Raw genomic sequence first — 17,730 nt, 5'->3', positions numbered from 1 at the left:
TCCGGGATGGCCATCTCCACCCTTTTCAGGGTGCTGCCCCCTGCCGTGTGCATGGGGCTCGGCGATGCCTGTCCGTGCGTTCATTCCGTGAACCCTTCGATAGGAGATCGCCCCCTCATGCTGCCTCGTCTTGCCGCTTTGATCGCCGGCCTCGGCCTCACCAGCCTGGCCCAGGCTGCCGCCACCCACTACCCACTCACGGTCGACAACTGCGGCATGCCGCAGACCTTCGCCCACGCGCCCGAGCGTGCAGTGACCATTGGCCAGGCCGGCACCGAGATGCTCTACGCACTGGGGCTGGGCGACAAGCTGGCCGGTACCTCGCTGTGGTTCAACAACGTGCTGCCCGAGTACAAGGCGCTGAACGACAAGGTCGAGCGCCTGGCCGACAACGACCCCAGTTTCGAGGCGGTGGTCGGCAAGCGTCCGCAACTGGTGGCCGTACAGTTTGAATGGATGGTCGGCGCACAAGGCGTGGTCGGCACCCGCGAGCAGTTCGACGAGCTGAAGATCCCGACCTACCTGCTGCCGTCGGACTGCGAAGGCAAGGACAACCTGGTGGGGGCCGACGGCACCCGCCTGCAGGCGTTCCAGGTAGACAGCATCTACAAGAGCGTCCACCAGTTGGCCGAAATCTTCGACGTGCAGGACCGCGGCGCCGCGTTGAACGCCGACCTCAAAGGCCGCCTGGACAGTGCCAAGGCGCACTTGGCTGGCAAGGATTTGTCGAACACCTCGGCGCTGTTCTGGTTCTCCAGCGCCGACCTGGATATCGACCCCTACGTCGCCGGCCGCCAAGGGGTGGCTGACTTCATGCTGCGTACCCTGGGGGTGCGCAATGTGGTCGAGTCCACCGAAGAATGGCCGACCGTGGGCTGGGAAACCCTGGCCAAGGCCAACCCGACCTGGTTGATCATCGCCCGCATGGACCGTCGCCGCTTCCCGGCAGACGACTACCAGAAAAAGCTCGAATTCCTGCGCAACGACCCGGTTACCCGCAACATGGACGCAGTGAAGAACGACCGCATCATCGTCCTCGACGCCGACGCCATGCAGGCCGGCATCCGCCTGTTCCGTGGCCTGCAGACGCTGTCGACGGCGTTCGCCAGCGGTAAAGCAGCCCAGTGATGAGCCGCCTGTTGCCCTACAGTGCACTGGCCCTGGCAGCCCTGTGTGTCGCGCTGGTGGCCGGCACGGCGATCGGCGAGAGCAACCTGGGGCCGAACGTGGTCTACCAGGTGCTGGCCAATCACCTGTGGCAGGCCGGTTACCTGGTCGACCCGATCGATGCCGGTATTGTCTGGAACTACCGCCTGACCCGCACCCTGGTCGCCGCCGCCTGTGGCGCCGGGCTGGCCACGTGTGGCGTGATTCTGCAGGCGCTGCTGCGCAACCCGCTGGCCGAGCCCTACCTGTTGGGGTTGTCGGCCGGTGCGTCGACCGGCGCGGTGCTGGTCGGCCTGCTGGGGCTGGGCAGCGTCGCCCTGAGTATGTCCGGGGGCGCCTTCATCGGCGCGCTGGCGGCGTTTGCGCTGGTGCTGGTGCTGGCCCGCGCCGCTGGGCCGAGCAGCAACAACGCCCAGGTGATACTCGCCGGCATCGCTGGCTCGCAACTGTTCACTGCGCTGACCGCGTTTCTCATCACCAAGTCGGCCACCGCCGAGCAGGCGCGCGGCATTCTGTTTTGGCTGCTGGGCAACCTCAGTGGCGTGCGCTGGCCGTCCGTGTGGCTGGCCTTGCCGGTGGCACTGTTCGGGCTGGTGGTGTGCCTGTGGCATCGCCGCGCGCTGGATGCCTTTACCTTCGGCGCCGACTCGGCCGCGTCGCTGGGGATCCCGGTGCGGCGCACCCAGTTGTTGCTGATCAGTTGTGCCGCCCTGGTGACGGCGGTGATGGTGTCCATCGTCGGCGCCATCGGTTTTGTCGGGCTGGTCATCCCCCACGCCCTGCGGCTGCTGCTCGGGCCTGGGCATAGCCGCCTGCTGCCGGCCAGTGCGCTGGGCGGCGCACTGTTCCTGATCAGCGCCGATATCTTGTCGCGCACGCTGATCCCAGGCCAGGTGATCCCGGTGGGCGTGGTGACCGCGCTGATCGGCGCGCCAGTGTTCGCGCTGATTCTGGTCAGCAGAAGGGGGCGCCCATGACCGTCATGGCCAACGTGAAGATTGCCCCCCTGGCCTGCCAGGGCTTAGGGCTGCAGCTGGGCGGCAACCCTGTGCTGCGCGACATCGAGCTAACCGTTATCCCCGGCGAAACGCTGGGCATCGTCGGTCCTAACGGCTCGGGCAAGTCCTCTTTGCTCAAACTGCTGGCGGGCCTGCGCAAGCCTGACAGTGGCCGTGTCGAGCTGCTGGGCGAGCCGCTCACGCAACTGCCACGCCGGCGCATTGCCCAGGCCCTGGCGCTGGTCGAGCAGCAGGCGGATACCGCTGACGCCATCAGCGTGTACGACGCCGTTGCCTTGGGCCGCACGCCCTGGCTGTCAGCCCTGGCGCCATTCAGCAAAGCGGACCGCGCCATCGTCGAGCAGGCCCTGGCCGACCTGGATGCCCTGCACCTGCGCACGCGCCTTTGGCATTCGCTTTCAGGTGGGGAACGCCAACGCGTGCACATTGCCCGCGCCCTGGCGCAACGCCCCCAGGTGCTGTTGCTCGACGAGCCGACCAACCACCTGGACATCCAGCACCAGCTGAGCCTGCTGCAACAGGTGCAGGGGCTGCCGGTTACCACGCTGGTGGCCCTGCATGACCTCAACCAAGCGCTGACCTGCGACCGCCTCGCGGTGCTCGACAAAGGCTGCCTGGTCGCACTCGGCAAGCCGCTTGACGTCCTCACCCCAGAGCGCCTGCTGAGCACCTTCGGCGTACACGCCCACTACCTTACCGACCCCTTCGACGGCGCACGCATTCTGCGTTTTCGCGCCCCCTGAACCAGGAAGTTCCCACCATGCTCTTGCGCCCTGTCGCCCTGCTGCTCGCCAGCACCCTGTTTGCCCCTGCCGCGCTGGCAGACGTGCACGAAGTGAAGATGCTCAACCGCGGTACGCAGGGCGCGATGGTCTACGAGCCGGACCACTTGCGCATCGCACCCGGCGATACCGTGCGCTTTGTGCCGACCATGAGCGGGCACAACGCAGCCAGTGTGCCGGGGTTGCTGCCGCAGGGCGCTGAGGCGTTCAAGAGCAAACTCAACCAGCCCTACGAGCACACCTTCAGCGTGCCCGGCATGTACGGTATCCAGTGCATTCCGCACCTGGCGATGGGCATGGTGATGGTAATCCAGGTGGGTGACGCGGCGCCGGCCACAGTGCCTGCCAGCCTGCCTGCACGGGCGAAAACCCGCTTCGAAGCGCAACTGCAGAAGCTGGGGGCCGGGCAATGAGCCGGCTGTTGCTGGCCCTGCCTCTGCTCGGGCTTACCCCGCTCGCATTGGCTGACTCCGCTCAGTCCCAGAGCAATGGTTTGCTAGAAGACGCCAGCTGGAGCATCCTCAACCGCAGCGTGTTCGACCAGCGCGATTACAAGCATGGCGGGCGCAACAGCAGTGCGCGCAATGCCTACAAGCCACGCGACGAACGTAGCGGCAAAGCTGAAGAATGGGCCTACGGTTTGATGGGGACTTTGCAGTCTGGCTTTACCCAAGGCCTGATCGGCGTCGGTGTCGATGCCCACGCTTATCTGGGCGTACAGCTTGACAGCGGCGGTGGCCGTGCCGGCAAGGCGCGCTTGCTGGGCATCGACAACGATGGGCACCCGAAAAACGAATACAGCCGAGCAGGCGCGGCCTTGAAGATGCGAGTGTCGAACACGGTGCTGTCCTACGGCGAGCAGCGGGTGAAAACCCCGGTCTTCAGTTCGTCCGACAGCCGCTTGCTGCCTGAGACCGCGACGGGGTTTTTCCTCACCAGCAACGAGATCGACACGCTTCGGCTGGTGGCCGGCCACTTCAATGAAAACGCGGATCGCAACGCTTCAAGCCACGATCAAGGGTTCGTGGTGAACTATTCCAATGGCCGCCAGGGCAATGCCTTCGACCTGGCCGGCGTGGTCTGGAACCCCGGCGCGGCCTTCAGCGGCAGCCTGTATACCTCGCGCTACGAGGACAGCTGGAACCAGCACTACCTGGGCAGCACCCTGACCCACGCCCTGGATGACCGGCGCAGCTTGAGCCTGGACCTCAACCTGTACCGCACCACCGACACTGGCAAGGCGCTGTCCGGGCGCATCGACAACACCACCTGGAGCCTGGTGTCGCGTTACAACCAGGGGCCACACGGGTTCAGCCTGGGCTGGCAGCAGGTAGACGGCAATACACCGTTCGACTATGTGACGCGGGGCGCGATCTATATCGCCAACGCCGTGCAGATGTCGGACTTCAACGCACCGAACGAGAAGTCATGGCAGGCGCGCTATGACCTGAACATGGGCGCTTACGGTGTGCCCGGGTTGAGCCTGACGGCGCTGTACGTGCGCGGGTTCGATATCGATGGCACGCATGTCGACCCCACCGGCGGCTACGCGTACCTGGGGTATGGCAAGGGTGGCAAGCACTGGGAGCGCGACCTGGAAGCGCGCTATGTGGTGCAGAGTGGCAAGGCCAAGGGCACCACGTTCTCGGTACGGCATAACGCGCACCGGGGGAACACGGCGCAGGCGGAACTGGATGGTGACCAGATCCGCCTGGCGGTCGAATGGCCGCTGGGCGGCGGGTTCTGATCATCGTTCAGGGACCAGGTTTCGCACCAAGGTGCCGGTGACGGGGCTGCGCAGCAGCCCCCCGGTTCAAGACGCTGCAGCGGATAGCGGATGCAGGCCCCATTCGGCTTTTTCCTGCGAGGTCATCGCAGCAAGCACTTCCATAAACGTCTGCTCCAATTCTGCGCTGACATTGCCGAACGCCTTGTAGTTGGTCAGCAGGTAGCGCTTCACCGTATTGGGCCAACGCCCTTCCTTGTGTGCTGCATTGATGATGCCCTTGGCGTCGTGGCGCGTGGCCCCCCGCCACAAATCCATCAGCCTGTTTTCGAAGTGGCCGAACGACCACGGGTCTCTGCAGTCTTCGAATTCGTCCAGCAGTTTGAGCTTGTACAGGGCCATGTGTGGCATCGGTGAATCTCCCTTGGGGGCGTTGGGTAAGCCTTGAGGGAGACGGTAAGCAAGCAGGTGCGTTATGGAAATGAACGCGTTGAACACTCCACAACAACAGCTGTAGGCGGTTTCTGACCTTACGGCGACGTCATGCCAGCTTCAGCTGCATATGGGTGGTCTGCCAGACGGGGTCCTGCTCCACATCGATCACCACGAATCCCTGGCGCTCCCAGAAGGCAATCGCGCCCGGCAGGAACGGGTGGGTGTGCAGGTACAGGCATTCGACACCCGCCTGTTCGGCCGCACCGCGCAAGGCGGCGAACAAGGCTGCGGCGAGGCCATGGCGTCGATAGGCCGGCAACACGAACAAGCGCACCACCTCGACCACGCGCACCCGCTGATAGTCGAGTTGTGCGAAGCGGTGGTCATAGGGCACATAACCGATCACGGCCACCAGCCGGCCCTGATCGCGGGCTTCGAGAAACACGCCTGCGCCGTCCAGGTAAGTCTCGGCGAAGCGAGCCAAGTCAGGGGGCAACGGTGCGTCGGCAAGCTGCGGAAAAAGTTCGCGGCGGGCGCTGTCGACAAAAACGACCACCTCGTCGATGGCGTCACGCGGGACGGGTTGGATGATCCAATTCGGCATGTGGGCTACAGGCAATGAGTCGAGGGCAAAGGTTCTAACCCAGCGCGCCGCCCATGGCAAATTCTGGGCTCATCGCGATCAAGACCCCGGTATAATCGCAGGCCTAGACCGCCCAACCAGGCCACCCCATGCCCCGCCTCCAGACGTTGCTACTGCCCCTGCTACTGATTACTGCCCTCGCCGCCTGCGACCAGCAACCCTCCCGCGAAGCGCAGATCCTGGCCAAGCTGCCGCTGCAGGACGCCTATGAGCACAACATCGACCGCATGGCGTCGCTGCTGGCCCCGGCCCACCCGCAGGTGCCCGAAGCGCGCATCCGTGAGGTGCTGCGCAAACACCTGACAGTCGAAGACCAGCGCCAGGACTTGTTCAAGCTCTACAGCGAAAAGAATTTCAGCGACGCTGAATTCGCCAGCATCGTCGAAGCCATGCAGGACCCGGCCAAGGCCCGTGCACTTGAAGAGACTGAGGCCGGCAAGCGCCTGAGCGAAAAACTGACCGCGCTGATGCGCGAAACCGCCCGCGACACCCAGGTGCAGGCATTGGCCGAGCAGCGCATGCAGCAGGTCGAAGATGAGCTGGCTGACCTGGAAAAAGCAGGTTCCTGATCGACGTAACGCACCGCCGCGGCGACAATAACGCACTACACCTACAAGCAGCAGGGTTACTCCCTTTTCGTACCAGTGAGGTCAGGATTGCCACACCCCAAGCACGGATTGCGCCTGGATTTACGCTCGCTCATTCTGATTCTCTGTGCCCTCACCGCACTGCTGATGCTGTGCGCCAGTTATTTCGCCAGCTACCGGGTTCAGCGTCAGTTGCTGATCGACCACGCCCTGGAGGCCAACCGGGTGTACGCGGCGAAGCTGGCGTCGATCACCGAGACCTTCATCGCCAGTGCCTTGCAGCAGTTGTCGTTCAGTGCCGGCGTACAAGCCCACCAGTTGGCTGATGCCGCCGCGCTGCAGGCGGAGACCGACCGCGTGCTGCACCAGGGCCTGGCCTTCAACTCGACGTTCGTGGTCGATGCCGACGGGATCCTGCGGGCAATCTCCCCTGCCTCATTGCGCCACTACCTCAATACCAAGGTGCAGTCGCCCGGGGTTCAGGAGGCCTTGCAAGGGCGCAAGGCGCTGGTGTCGACGCCCTACCTGTCCACCGCCAACAACCTGGTGGTGGCACTGTCGCAGCCGATCTTCGATACCAATGGGCGTTACCTGGGCTACGTCGGTGGCAGCCTGTACCTGCGCGAGCGCAACATCCTCAACAGCCTGCTGGGCGAGCACTTCTACAAGGACGGCTCGTACCTCTATGTGGTCGACCGCAACCGCCGCCTGCTCTATCACCCAGACAACCAGCGGGTGGGCACGGTGGTGGAAGGCAACCCGCTGATCGATCAACTGGCGACCCTGGACAGCGGTACCCGCCAGCTGACCAACAGCCAAGGCGTGGAAATGCTGGCAGGCTTCGCCACAGTGCCGAGCGCTGGCTGGGGTGTGGTGGCGCAGCAGCCGCTGGCGCAGACCGTAGCGCCCTTGAGCCACCTTGTGCTCAACGTTATCGGCACCTCGGCGCCGCTGGCGCTGGTGGGCAGCCTGGTGCTGTGGTGGCTGGCGATGACCATCGCTCGGCCACTCTGGCAATTGGCAGCCGGGGCCAGGTCGATGGACCGCGCAGGCACCGCCGAGCGCCTGCATCGGGTGCCGGCCTGGTACTTCGAGGCAGCGGAGCTCAAGCGTGCGCTGCTGTTCGGGCTCAACCTGCTGCAAGAGCGCATCGGCCGGCTTAACCGCGATGCCCAGACCGACCCACTGACCGGGCTGGGCAACCGCCGCAACCTGGAATTCAGCCTGTCGTTGTTGGAGGCCGAAGGGCGGGCTTTTTCGGCCATCGTGCTCGATATCGACCACTTCAAGCGGGTAAACGACGGCCATGGGCATGAGGTGGGCGATCAGGTACTGCAGCGGCTGGCCGAGCTGATGCGCCGCTGTTGCCGAGAGGGCGACCTGCTTTGCCGCACCGGGGGCGAGGAGTTTCTCATGCTACTGCCGGGGGCAAGCCTGGCGGTTGCGGCAGCAGTGGCAGAACGGCTACGGGTAACGGTGCAGGATACGCCGGTGGAACCCGTGGGCGCGGTGACGATTTCGCTGGGGGTTGCGCATTGGCCGGGCGGCACCGGCAGCGAGCCTGGCGATACATTGAGCGAGGCGGACCGGGCGCTGTACGCGGCCAAACAGAATGGGCGCAATCGGGTGTGTGTCGCGCGAGTTCAGCCCTGAAACCTGCGCAGAACGTCACGGCCAGACCCTTCGCAAAAGTTGTTACAAGCCTTGTCATAAAACTGTCGTGTTTCAGTCATAGGATTGACCCCAACCTGACATTTTCACTCTTCATGGATGAGCGTCTCATGCGTCGTGTGGTTTTCAATCAGAAAGGTGGCGTCGGCAAGTCGAGCATCGCCTGCAACCTGGCTGCCGCCAGTGCCGCTGAAGGCTATCGGACCTTACTCGTCGACCTCGACCCGCAGGCCAATGCCACCTACTACCTGACCGGCCTGGTCAATGACGCCATCCCTTCGGGCATTGCCGACTTCTTCCGACAGACCTTGTCATCCGCCACCGCGCACGGCAAAAAGCCCCGTGTGGCGATTACCGAAACCCGCTACAGCAACCTGCACCTGATCACCGCCAGCCCCGACCTCAGCGACCTGCAAAGCAAGCTGGAGAGCAAGTTCAAGATCAATAAGCTGCGCAAGCTGCTGGTGGAATTGGCCGAAGACTACGAGCGGATCTACATCGACACGCCGCCGGCGCTGAACTTCTACACGTTCAGCGCCCTGGTGGCCGCCGAACGCCTGTTGATTCCGTTCGACTGCGACAGCTTCTCGCGGCATGCGCTGCACAGCGTCATGGCCGAAGTGGAGGAGCTGCGCCAGGACCACAACCCAGCGCTGCAGGTGGAGGGCGTGGTCGTCAACCAGTTTGCCGGGCGCACGGCACTGCACCAGACACTGGTCGATCAGTTGCGCGGTGAAGGGGTTCCGGTGCTGCCGGTGTACCTGAGCAGCTCGATCAAGATGCGCGAGTCGCACCAGGCGTCGGTGCCGCTGGTGCACATGGCACCGCGGCACAAGCTGGCGTTGGAGTTTGCCGACCTGCTGGATGTACTGGAGCGCGCAGCCTGAGCCAAGCGGGGTGCTTTGCACCCCAGCATTTTGCGTCACCAGGGCTACCCGATCACGCATTCGGGTGATAGATTCGCCGCCATGAAAACCACCCGGCAGACCCGCACGCTGACCGCCTGGACGCTCTATGCCAGCGTCCTGTTCAGCCTATTGCTGTGCGGCCTGCATCACGGCCAGATGAGTGGCCTGCGCCTGGCGGGCCTCGAGGGTGGCTTCTGTTCGATCAGCAGTGACCACGGCCCGGCCATCAACCTGGACAACGCCGGTGGCGACCAGCACATGGCCCAGCTCGACTGCCCCGTGTGCTCCTCGTTCGGCCTGGCAGTGCCGCTTGCCCACACCGGCTGGGCGTTCCTGCCCCCCCAGGCCGGGGCCACCTCGCCCATTGTCGTGCGCAGCTGGGCACAACCGCCGCCGCGCTACTTGCGCCCTGCCCTAAACCCCCGCGCCTCCCCCGCCGCGCTTCCCGCAGCCCTTCTGTTCGCCTGACCTCGATCGGGTGCGCCTGTGCGCGCTCGCGGTCAGCCATGACTTTTGCGTGGAAGACACGACAACATGATCCGCAAGACCTCCCTGGTGCTCCTCATGGGCACTTGCACCTTCGCCTGGGCCGACACTGCCCCGGTTGAACTCAACGCCACCACCATTGATGGCGAACGCGACGCCCCCTCCGGTGTGCAACTGGACGAGCCGATCCAAACCGGTTCGCGCCTGGGCCTCACCGCACGGGAAACCCCGGCGTCGGTCAGTGTCTCGGACCGCCGCCTGATCGAGGCGCACGGCGCCAAGGACAGCCAGGACGTGATCAACGCCATGACCGGCGTCAACGCCTCGGCCAACCCTGGTTATGGCGGTTTCGTCGCCTACCGGGGCTTCACCCAGAACCAGGTCACCCAGCTCTACAACGGCATCAACCTGGGCTACAGCAGTGCCACCCGGCCAGTGGATGCCTGGGTACTGGACCGGGTCGAACTGATCGGCGGGCCGTCCTCTTTCCTGCATGGCGCGGGAGCCGTGGGCGGCTCGATCAACTACATCACCAAGCTTGCCAGCCGCGATCAGCAGATCATCGACGGCCGCCTGCGCTACGGCAGTTTCGATGACTCAGAAGTGGCCATCGGCATCAATCAGGCGCTGGCCAGCAACCCCGCCGACGCCCGCCACTTCATGCGCCTGGACTTCAGCCGGGGCCAGGGCAACGGCTACATCGACCGTAACCAGCGCAACACCGACAGCCTGGCGTTTTCGGTACTCAGCGACCTGGCGCCCAACCTCACCCACACCCTCGCGCTGGAGTACCAGGAAGACCGCGAAGACAGTCCGTACTGGGGTTCGCCGATCCTGCCGGACCGCAGCACGATGAAGATCGACAAAAGCCGCCGCTTCGAAAACTACAACGTCGCGGACGGGCGCTACGAACAGCGGGTACGCTGGCTGCGTTCGATCCTCGACTACCAGCTCAGCGACAGCACCAGCGTGCAGAACACGCTGTACCACTACAACGCCCAGCGCGACTACCGCAACGTTGAACGCTACAGCTACACCGCCAATGGCCAGGTGCAGCGCAGCAGCCCGTACCTGCAACGCCACGACCAGAACCTGCTGGGCGACCGCCTCGAGTTGCGCCATGACAACACCCTGTTCGGCTTTGCCAACCAATGGTCGTTGGGCCTGGAATACTCGCGCATGCACCAGACCCTCTACCCGACATCGGGCAGCTGGAGCGACATTGTCGATGCCGACCATTTCGACCCCGGCAGCTTCGATGACATCCCTGGGGTGAATGCCGGCTTGACCAAGCAGCGTCGCCACGAAGTCACCAACCGCGCGGTGTTTGCCGAAAACCGCCTGCAACTGACCGATCGTCTGGCCCTGCTGACTGCCCTGCGCTATGACTACCTGGACATGCAAGTGACCAACTACGGAACGGTCTCGCCCACCTCGCCGGCGTTTTTCGAGCGCCGCTGGGAGCCGCTTTCCGGGCGCATCGGCCTGACCTACGCGCTGACGCCCAGCGCCAGTGTGTACGCGCAGTACAGCAGCTCGGCCGATCTGCCAGCCGGCTCACTGGCAGCGGCGACCTACTCCAACGTCGGCCTGTTCGATCTGTCCAAGGGCGAGCAATGGGAGGTCGGCAGCAAGTTCAACTTCCTCGACGGCCGCGGCGCCGCCACGCTGGCGCTGTACCAGATCGTGCGCAAAGACTTTGCCGTGCGTGATTCCAACGATGCCAACCAGACGGTCCAGGCCGGGCAGCAGACCTCGCGCGGCGTCGAGCTGTCGGGGCGGCTGCAGGTCACGCCGAAACTGCTGGCCGAGGCCAACTACGCCTACGTCGATGCGCAGTACGACACGTTCAACGAAGCAGTCAACGGGGTATCGGTGTCACGCAGGGGCAATACGCCGGTCAACGTACCGGCCAGCGTCGCTAACCTGTGGCTGACCTACAGCTTCACATCGGCGTGGTCAGCGGGGGTCGATGGGCGCTACGTGGGCTCGGTGTATGCCGACAATGCCAATACCCTCAAGGCACCGGCCTACACGCTGTTCGGTGCCTTCGCCCGCTACCGGCTGGATGAGCACACCACAGTGACCGGGCGGGTGCGCAACCTGACCGACGAGGTGTATGCCAAGCAGGCCTACAGTTCCCAGTACTACATGGGTGCTCCGCGCACCTTCGAGGTGGCGCTGGACATGCGCTTCTGAGGTGTCAGCCCTGCTGCAAGGGGTATGCCGCAGCAGGGCTGTACTCGCCTGGTTGAAACAGACATCCCAGTGTCGCCCTCGACGAAGCTCCCGCAGGCGCTCACCGATCTACTGGCAAGCACAACAATGATGACGCGGCCCGACCGCGTCACGTTCATTCAGGCTGCCAATGGAAACCGGAGAGCTCCCACATGTCCGCACCTCATGAGGTATCCCCCGCCACCCTGCGCCGGGTGATCGCTGCCTCTGCCATCGGCAACTTCGTCGAGTGGTTCGACTTTGCCGTCTATGGCTTTCTCGCAACGCTGATCGCCAGCCAATTCTTCGCCAGTGAAGATGCCAGCGTGGCTTTGCTCAAGACCTTCGCCGTGTTTGCCGTGGCGTTTGCCCTGCGCCCACTCGGCGGCATCGTGTTCGGCGCGCTGGGTGACCGCCTGGGCCGCAAGCGCATTCTGTCGCTGACCATCTTGCTGATGGCCGGCTCCACCACCTTGATCGGCTTGCTGCCGACCTATGCCAGCATTGGCCTGGCGGCCCCCGTGCTGTTGACCCTGGCCCGTTGCCTGCAAGGCTTCTCGGCGGGTGGCGAGTACGCCGGTGCCTGCGCTTACCTGATGGAGCATGCGCCCAACGACAAGCGCGCGTTCTACGGCAGCTTCGTGCCGGTCTCGACCTTTTCTGCCTTTGCCTGCGCGGCGGTGATCGCCTACGGCCTGGAAGCGAACCTGACGGCCGAGGCGATGAACGCCTGGGGCTGGCGCGTGCCTTTCCTGATCGCCGCCCCGTTGGGGCTGGTAGGCCTTTACCTGCGCTGGCGCATGGAAGAAACCCCGGCGTTCCGCGAAGCCGTGGCCCAAGGCAAAGAACACGAGCACTCGCCGCTCAAAGAGACCCTGCGCAACCATGGCCGGGCCATCCGTAACCTGGGGGCGTTCATTTCGCTGACGGCGCTGTCGTTCTATATGTTCACCACCTACTTTGCCACCTACCTGCAACTGGTCGGCAACCTCACCCGTGCGCAATCGCTGCTGGTAACCACGGTGGCGTTGTTGTTCGCTGCCGTCGGCTGCCCGCTGGCTGGGGCGTTTTCTGACCGGGTGGGGCGGCGCAAGACCATTGGTTTCACCTGCCTGTGGGTGATGGTCTGTGTGTTCCCGGCGTATTGGCTGGCCAGTTCCGGCTCACTGTCCGGGGCGCTGCTGGGGGTGATTCTGCTGGCCGTGGGCGCGCTGTGCAGCGGCGTGGTGACGGCGGCGTTGCTGTCGGAAAGCTTCCCGACACGGACCCGCTATACCGCGTCGGCGATTACCTACAACGTGGCCTATACGCTGTTCGGCGGCACTGCGCCGTTGGTGGCGACCTGGTTGATCGGGCAAACCGGCAGCAGCCTGGCACCGGCGTTTTACCTGGTTGTGATTGCGCTGGTGGCGCTGGTCGGAGGGTTGGCATTGCCGGAGACGTCGCGCATTTCGTTGCATGATGAGGCCGGCGTCGATAGCGTGCGGCCTGGGGTACGGACCAGCGTTTGAGATTTTTGGGGCTGCTTTGCAGCCCATCGCCGGCAAGCCAGCTCCTACAGGTACTGCGCCAGCCAGAAAAAGCGCGGTACCTGTAGGAGCTGGCTTGCCGGCGATGGGCCGTACAGCGGCCCCGGCATTATCAGCCTTCCTCCCCCTCTTCGCGCCGATACGCCCATTGGTACAACGCCGGCAACACCAGCAACGTCAACGCCGTGGACGACAGAATCCCGCCAATCACCACGGTCGCCAGCGGCCGTTGCACTTCGGCCCCGGTGCCGGTCGCCAACGCCATCGGGATGAACCCCAGCGAGGCTACCAACGCGGTCATCAGCACCGGCCGCAAGCGCGTCAACGCGCCCTCCTCGACCGCCACCCGCAACGTCCGCCCTTCCTCGCGCAGGCTGCGGATAAAGGCAATCATCACCAGGCCATTGAGCACCGCCACCCCCGACAGCGCGATGAAGCCCACCCCAGCGGAAATGGACAATGGAATATCCCGCAACCACAGCGCCAATACCCCACCGGTCAAGGCAAACGGAATACCGGTGAACACCAGCAAGCCATCCTTGAGGTTGTTGAACATCATCAGTAGCAAGGCCAGCACCAACAGCAAGGCCACCGGCACTACCACCTGCAGACGCTCGGCGGCCGACTGCAGCTGCTCGAACTGGCCGCCCCAGCGCGTCCAGTAACCGGGCGGTATCTGCACCTGCTCGATCAGGGCCTGCTCGGCCTGCTGCACGAACGAGCCAAGGTCGCGGCCACGCACGTTGGCACTGACCACCACCACGCGCTTGCCATCCTCACGGCTGACTTGGTTAGACCCCAGTTGCAGGTTCAACGTCGCGACCTGCGACAGCGGGATGAAACCGATCTGGGCAGCGCCGGCTGCACTGCTCGCCGGTACCGGTATCAGCAGGCTGGAAAGCCCGTCGACATCGGTGCGCACAGTCTCGGGCAGGCGCACCACCATGTCGAAACGTCGGTCGCCCTCATACAGCGTGCCTGCCGTACGCCCCCCCACGGCAATGGCGATGGCGTCTTGCACGTCGCCGACATTGAGGCCATGGCGGGCGGCCTTGTCGCGGTCGATATCAATGGTCAGCACCGGCAGGCCTGTGGTCTGCTCCACCTTGACCTCCGAAGCGCCCGGCACACGCTGTAGGCTGCTGGCGATTTGCGCGGCGGTCTGGTTGAGCACGTCCATGTCGTCCCCAAACACTTTGACGGCTACATCACTGCGCACACCCGAGATCAGTTCGTTGAAGCGCAACTGGATCGGTTGCGACAGCTCGTAATTGCTGCCCGGCACACTGGCTGCGGCGCGCTGCACTTCGGCAATCAGCGCCTCACGTGGCTTGTTCGGGTCAGCCCATTGCGCGGGCGGACGCAGCATTACGTAGGCGTCAGAGATGTTCGGCGGCATCGGGTCCGAGGCGATTTCGGCAGTGCCGGTGCGGGCGAACACGCGCTCCACTTCCGGCACCTGGGCAATGATCGCCCGCTCCAGGCGCTGCTGCATGTCTACCGACTGCGACAGGCTGGTGCCTGGCACGCGCAGCGCCTGCAGGGCAAAGTCGCCCTCGCTGAGGCTGGGGATGAACTCGCTGCCCATGCGGCTGGCCATCACCCCGGACAACACCACCAGCGCTGCCGCCCCGGCGAACGCCAGCTTGCGCCGGCCCAACACCCAGCCCAGCACCGGCGCATAGCGCTGGCGCGCGGTACGCATGACCAAGCCTTCTTCTTCCTTGACCTTGCCGGTCACGAACAGCGCCAGCGCCGCCGGCACGAAGGTCACCGAGAGGATCATGGCACCCAGCAGGGCGATCACGACGGTGAAGGCCATGGGGTGGAACATCTTGCCCTCGACCCCGGTCAGGGCAAAGATCGGCAAGTACACCACCATGATGATCAACTGCCCGTAGATCAGCGGGCGCCGTGCTTCACGGGCGGCGGCAAACACTTCATGGAAGCGCTCGCCGCGGGTCAGCATGCGGCCATGGCGTTGCTGGGCATGAGCCAGGCGGCGAATGGCGTTCTCGACGATCACCACCGCGCCGTCGACAATGATGCCGAAGTCCAGCGCGCCGAGGCTCATGAGGTTGGCACTGACCTTGTTGCTGAACATGCCGGTGAAGGTAAACAGCATCGACAACGGGATGACCATGGCGGTAATGACCGCAGCGCGGATGTTGCCCAGGAACAGGAACAACACGGCGATGACCAGGATCGCGCCTTCGATCAGGTTTTTCTTCACCGTGGCGATGGCTTTTTCGACCAGGTTGGTACGGTCATACACCGTTACCGCGACCACGCCCTTGGGCAGGTTGCGGTTGATCTCGACCAGCTTGGCCGCCACCGCCTGGGAGACCGTGCGGCTGTTTTCGCCAATCAGCATGAACACCGTGCCCAGCACCACCTCACGGCCATTTTCGGTCGCAGCCCCAGAGCGCAGCTCTTGGCCCAGGCCAACCTGGGCGACATGGCTGACGCGTATTGGAGTGCCGTCGACGCTGGCGATGACGATGTTGGCGATGTCCTCGGCGGAGTCCAACTGGCCCGGTGCGCGGATCAGCAACTGCTCGCCATTGCGTTCGATGTAGCCGGCCCCCACGTTGGCGTTGTTGCGCTCCAGTGCCGCGATCAAGTCATTGAGGGTGAGCTTGTAGGCGGCCAGGCGCTTGGGCTCCGGTGCGATCAAGTACTGCTTGGCATGGCCGCCAATGCTGTTGACCTCGGCCACCCCCGGCACATTGCGCAGCTGCGGCTTGATGATCCAGTCCTGGATCACCCGCAGGTCGGTCTGGGTGTAGGGCGTACCGTCGTCCTTGAGCGCGCCCTCCTCGGCCTCGACGGTCCACAAGAAAATCTCGCCCAGCCCCGTGGATATCGGCCCCATGCCGGCCTCGATGCCGTCGGGCAACTGCTCACGGGCCACCTGCAGGCGCTCGTTGACCAGTTGACGAGCGAAGAACAGGTCGGTGCCGTCATCGAAGATCACCGTGACCTGGGACAAGCCCGAGCGGGACAGCGAACGGGTCTGCTTGAGGCCTGGCAGGCCGGCCATGGCCGTTTCGATGGCGAAGGTGATGCGCTGCTCGGTCTCCAATGGCGAGTAACCGGGCGCGGCGGTGTTGATCTGCACCTGGACGTTGGTGATGTCCGGCACGGCATCGATGGGCAGTTTCTGGTAGCTGTGGATACCCACCGCAGCCATCAGCAGCACGGCAAGCATCACCACCAGGCGCTGCTCGATGGCGAATTGGATCAGGCGTTCGAACATGGCGTCGCCCCCGGTTTCAATGGCTGTGCTCGGCGGAGCCTTTGCCAAGCTCCGACTTGAGGACGAAGCTGCCGGCGGCAGCGACCTGAATGCCTGCAGCCAGGCCGGCGACGACTTCTACCTGGCCGGCGTCGCGGCGCCCTGTCGTCACCGGGCGTGCCTCGAAGCCTTGCTCGGTACGCACGAACACCACGGTCTGCTCCTCCCAGGTCTGCAACGCGCTTTCCGGTACCACCACGGCGGCGGTCGACCGCTCGACGCTGACCGCAATGTTCACGAACAGCCCAGGGCGCCAGGCGCCGTTGGGGTTGGCCAAGGTGGCGCGCACGGTGGCGGCGCGGTTTTGTTCACCGAGCAGGCTACCGACGTAATTGACCGTGCCCTCGACCTCGGCGCCCAGGTCCGGCGCACTGACCGTGACACTGCGCCCGGTGACGACACGGTTCAAGTCGCGGGGGGCGACGGCGAAGGTGGCCCAGACCCGGCTCAGGTCGGACAGTGTGAAGGCGTTGCTGGAGGCGTCGACCACCTCGCCCACGCTCATGTGTTTTTCCACCACCACCGCATCGAAGGGTGCGCGCAACTCATAGCGGTTGCCGGCGCCGGCGGGGCCGACTGCCGCGACCTTTTGCCGAGCATTGGCCAGCGCGATCTCGGCCTCCTGCAACACTTGGCGAGCCTGCTGGTAGTCCTGTTCGGCGCTGATGCGTTCCTGCCACAGCTGCTCTTCGCGCTGGAAGGTCAGACGCGCCAGCTCCAGGCGGTGCTGGGCTGCCTGTTGTTCGCTGCGCAGGTCAGAAATCTGCTGGCTGGCGATCACTGCCAGCACCTGGCCGCGCGTTACCGCCTGCCCGAGGTCGGCCTGCACCGACTCGACCACGCCCGGTACACGCGGCACGACATGCGCGGTGCGGTCTTCATCGAAACGGATTTCACCCGGGTAGCTGATGGCAGTGCCCAGCTCGCGGGGGCCGGCAGCTACCAACTGCACGCCAGCCGCCTCGATCTGGGCGCTGGACAGGTGCAATTTGCCTTCCTCGTCGGCGTGGCCTTCTTCGGCCTGCTCATCATCGTGGCCGTGGCCGTCTTCGCCATGCGCGTCGTGCTGGGCTTCGCCGCTCGTGGCCTGGCCGAGGTTGCCGGTCCAGGCCAGGCCACCGAGGCCAAGCACGGCCAGAGCGACCGCCAGGAGGGCGATCTTGCGTGGGTTATCCATTGTTGCTCCTACTGTTCGTGTTGTTGCTCAAGCCAGTGGGCCCGCTGCGCGGCCATCGCCGGCAAGCCAGCTCCCACAGGGACGG

General features: G+C 64.7%; 15 protein-coding genes. 11 read left to right on the top strand and 4 right to left on the bottom strand.

Annotated elements, in window-relative coordinates:
* The first annotated feature begins 117 nt into the window (after window positions 1-117).
* Genes LOY53_RS09495 through LOY53_RS09475 form a run of 5 tightly spaced genes read left to right on the top strand, consistent with a single transcriptional unit; the run spans window position 118 to window position 4,715 of the window.
* Window positions 118-1,128 carry an ABC transporter substrate-binding protein gene (locus LOY53_RS09495; protein WP_258703912.1) on the top strand — a complete coding sequence of 337 codons (1,011 nt, stop codon included), beginning with the start codon at window positions 118-120 and terminating at the stop codon, window positions 1,126-1,128.
* Window positions 1,128-2,144 carry an iron ABC transporter permease gene (locus LOY53_RS09490; protein WP_258703911.1) on the top strand — a complete coding sequence of 339 codons (1,017 nt, stop codon included), beginning with the start codon at window positions 1,128-1,130 and terminating at the stop codon, window positions 2,142-2,144. The genes LOY53_RS09495 and LOY53_RS09490 overlap by 1 nt, the downstream gene beginning before the upstream one ends.
* Window positions 2,145-2,149: 5 nt before the next feature.
* Window positions 2,150-2,929 carry an ABC transporter ATP-binding protein gene (locus tag LOY53_RS09485; RefSeq protein WP_408981372.1) on the top strand — a complete coding sequence of 260 codons (780 nt, stop codon included), beginning with the start codon at window positions 2,150-2,152 and terminating at the stop codon, window positions 2,927-2,929.
* 17 nt (window positions 2,930-2,946) lie between these two features.
* Window positions 2,947-3,381, top strand: a complete 435-nt coding sequence (locus LOY53_RS09480) for a pseudoazurin (protein ID WP_099453542.1) — start codon at window positions 2,947-2,949, stop codon at window positions 3,379-3,381.
* Complete coding sequence (locus LOY53_RS09475; protein ID WP_258703910.1) at window positions 3,378-4,715, top strand: OprD family porin; 1,338 nt, start codon at window positions 3,378-3,380, stop codon at window positions 4,713-4,715. Before LOY53_RS09480 ends, LOY53_RS09475 begins: the two co-directional genes overlap by 4 nt.
* 66 nt (window positions 4,716-4,781) lie before the next feature.
* Here LOY53_RS09475 and LOY53_RS09470 read toward each other — a convergent pair whose 3' ends face one another.
* On the bottom strand, window positions 4,782-5,096 hold the full coding sequence (locus LOY53_RS09470; RefSeq protein WP_252827360.1) for a hypothetical protein: 315 nt from the start codon (window positions 5,094-5,096) through the stop codon (window positions 4,782-4,784).
* A 139-nt stretch (window positions 5,097-5,235) separates the two neighbouring features.
* Window positions 5,236-5,733 (bottom strand): GNAT family N-acetyltransferase, encoded by a 498-nt coding sequence (locus tag LOY53_RS09465; protein ID WP_258703909.1) that lies wholly within the window; start codon window positions 5,731-5,733, stop codon window positions 5,236-5,238.
* Between the two features lie 128 nt (window positions 5,734-5,861).
* On the opposite strand from LOY53_RS09465, the gene LOY53_RS09460 reads away from it, so the two are divergent.
* From LOY53_RS09460 to LOY53_RS09435, 6 genes are all read left to right on the top strand, one after another.
* Window positions 5,862-6,341, top strand: a complete 480-nt coding sequence (locus LOY53_RS09460; RefSeq protein WP_258703908.1) for a hypothetical protein — start codon at window positions 5,862-5,864, stop codon at window positions 6,339-6,341.
* Between the two features lie 87 nt (window positions 6,342-6,428).
* Window positions 6,429-8,012, top strand: coding sequence for a sensor domain-containing diguanylate cyclase (locus tag LOY53_RS09455; protein ID WP_252827358.1), 1,584 nt, complete (start codon window positions 6,429-6,431; stop codon window positions 8,010-8,012).
* A gap of 128 nt (window positions 8,013-8,140) precedes the next feature.
* Entirely contained in the window at window positions 8,141-8,917 is a 777-nt protein-coding gene (locus LOY53_RS09450) for a ParA family protein (RefSeq protein ID WP_027593844.1), read from the top strand.
* A gap of 81 nt (window positions 8,918-8,998) precedes the next feature.
* Window positions 8,999-9,406: a DUF2946 family protein gene (locus tag LOY53_RS09445; RefSeq protein ID WP_027593845.1), complete on the top strand. Its 408-nt coding sequence runs from the start codon at window positions 8,999-9,001 to the stop codon at window positions 9,404-9,406.
* Window positions 9,407-9,472: 66 nt separating this feature from the next.
* Window positions 9,473-11,623 (top strand): TonB-dependent siderophore receptor, encoded by a 2,151-nt coding sequence (locus LOY53_RS09440; protein ID WP_258703907.1) that lies wholly within the window; start codon window positions 9,473-9,475, stop codon window positions 11,621-11,623.
* 191 nt (window positions 11,624-11,814) lie between these two features.
* Entirely contained in the window at window positions 11,815-13,152 is a 1,338-nt protein-coding gene (locus tag LOY53_RS09435; protein WP_252827355.1) for an MFS transporter, read from the top strand.
* A 130-nt stretch (window positions 13,153-13,282) separates the two neighbouring features.
* Here the strand turns inward: LOY53_RS09435 and LOY53_RS09430 are convergent, their stop codons facing one another.
* Together LOY53_RS09430 and LOY53_RS09425 are read right to left on the bottom strand one after the other, a co-directional pair.
* A complete protein-coding gene (locus LOY53_RS09430; RefSeq protein WP_258703906.1) occupies window positions 13,283-16,429 on the bottom strand; it encodes a CusA/CzcA family heavy metal efflux RND transporter in 3,147 nt (1,048 codons plus the stop codon).
* Between the two features lie 16 nt (window positions 16,430-16,445).
* Window positions 16,446-17,645, bottom strand: a complete 1,200-nt coding sequence (locus tag LOY53_RS09425) for an efflux RND transporter periplasmic adaptor subunit (protein WP_252827353.1) — start codon at window positions 17,643-17,645, stop codon at window positions 16,446-16,448.
* Window positions 17,646-17,730: the final 85 nt, after the last annotated feature.

The sequence above is a fragment of the Pseudomonas sp. B21-031 genome (genome assembly GCF_024748985.1).
GTDB classification, from domain to species: Bacteria; Pseudomonadota; Gammaproteobacteria; order Pseudomonadales; family Pseudomonadaceae; genus Aquipseudomonas; species Aquipseudomonas kermanshahensis.
This window is presented reverse-complemented; position numbering and strand designations above follow the sequence as displayed.

Bases quoted from the DNA above. Each gene is read 5' to 3' on its own strand.
- LOY53_RS09475 (WP_258703910.1), top strand. From the start codon at position 3,378: ATGAGCCGGCTGTTGCTGGCCCTGCCTCTGCTCGGGCTTACCCCGCTC.
- LOY53_RS09495 (WP_258703912.1), top strand. From the start codon at position 118: ATGCTGCCTCGTCTTGCCGCTTTGATCGCCGGCCTCGGCCTCACCAGC.
- LOY53_RS09480 (WP_099453542.1), top strand. From the start codon at position 2,947: ATGCTCTTGCGCCCTGTCGCCCTGCTGCTCGCCAGCACCCTGTTTGCC.
- LOY53_RS09470 (WP_252827360.1), bottom strand. From the start codon at position 5,096: ATGGCCCTGTACAAGCTCAAACTGCTGGACGAATTCGAAGACTGCAGA.
- LOY53_RS09450 (WP_027593844.1), top strand. From the start codon at position 8,141: ATGCGTCGTGTGGTTTTCAATCAGAAAGGTGGCGTCGGCAAGTCGAGC.
- LOY53_RS09425 (WP_252827353.1), bottom strand. From the start codon at position 17,645: ATGGATAACCCACGCAAGATCGCCCTCCTGGCGGTCGCTCTGGCCGTG.
- LOY53_RS09445 (WP_027593845.1), top strand. From the start codon at position 8,999: ATGAAAACCACCCGGCAGACCCGCACGCTGACCGCCTGGACGCTCTAT.
- LOY53_RS09490 (WP_258703911.1), top strand. From the start codon at position 1,128: ATGAGCCGCCTGTTGCCCTACAGTGCACTGGCCCTGGCAGCCCTGTGT.
- LOY53_RS09485 (WP_408981372.1), top strand. From the start codon at position 2,150: ATGGCCAACGTGAAGATTGCCCCCCTGGCCTGCCAGGGCTTAGGGCTG.
- LOY53_RS09460 (WP_258703908.1), top strand. From the start codon at position 5,862: ATGCCCCGCCTCCAGACGTTGCTACTGCCCCTGCTACTGATTACTGCC.
- LOY53_RS09430 (WP_258703906.1), bottom strand. From the start codon at position 16,429: ATGTTCGAACGCCTGATCCAATTCGCCATCGAGCAGCGCCTGGTGGTG.
- LOY53_RS09465 (WP_258703909.1), bottom strand. From the start codon at position 5,733: ATGCCGAATTGGATCATCCAACCCGTCCCGCGTGACGCCATCGACGAG.
- LOY53_RS09435 (WP_252827355.1), top strand. From the start codon at position 11,815: ATGTCCGCACCTCATGAGGTATCCCCCGCCACCCTGCGCCGGGTGATC.
- LOY53_RS09440 (WP_258703907.1), top strand. From the start codon at position 9,473: ATGATCCGCAAGACCTCCCTGGTGCTCCTCATGGGCACTTGCACCTTC.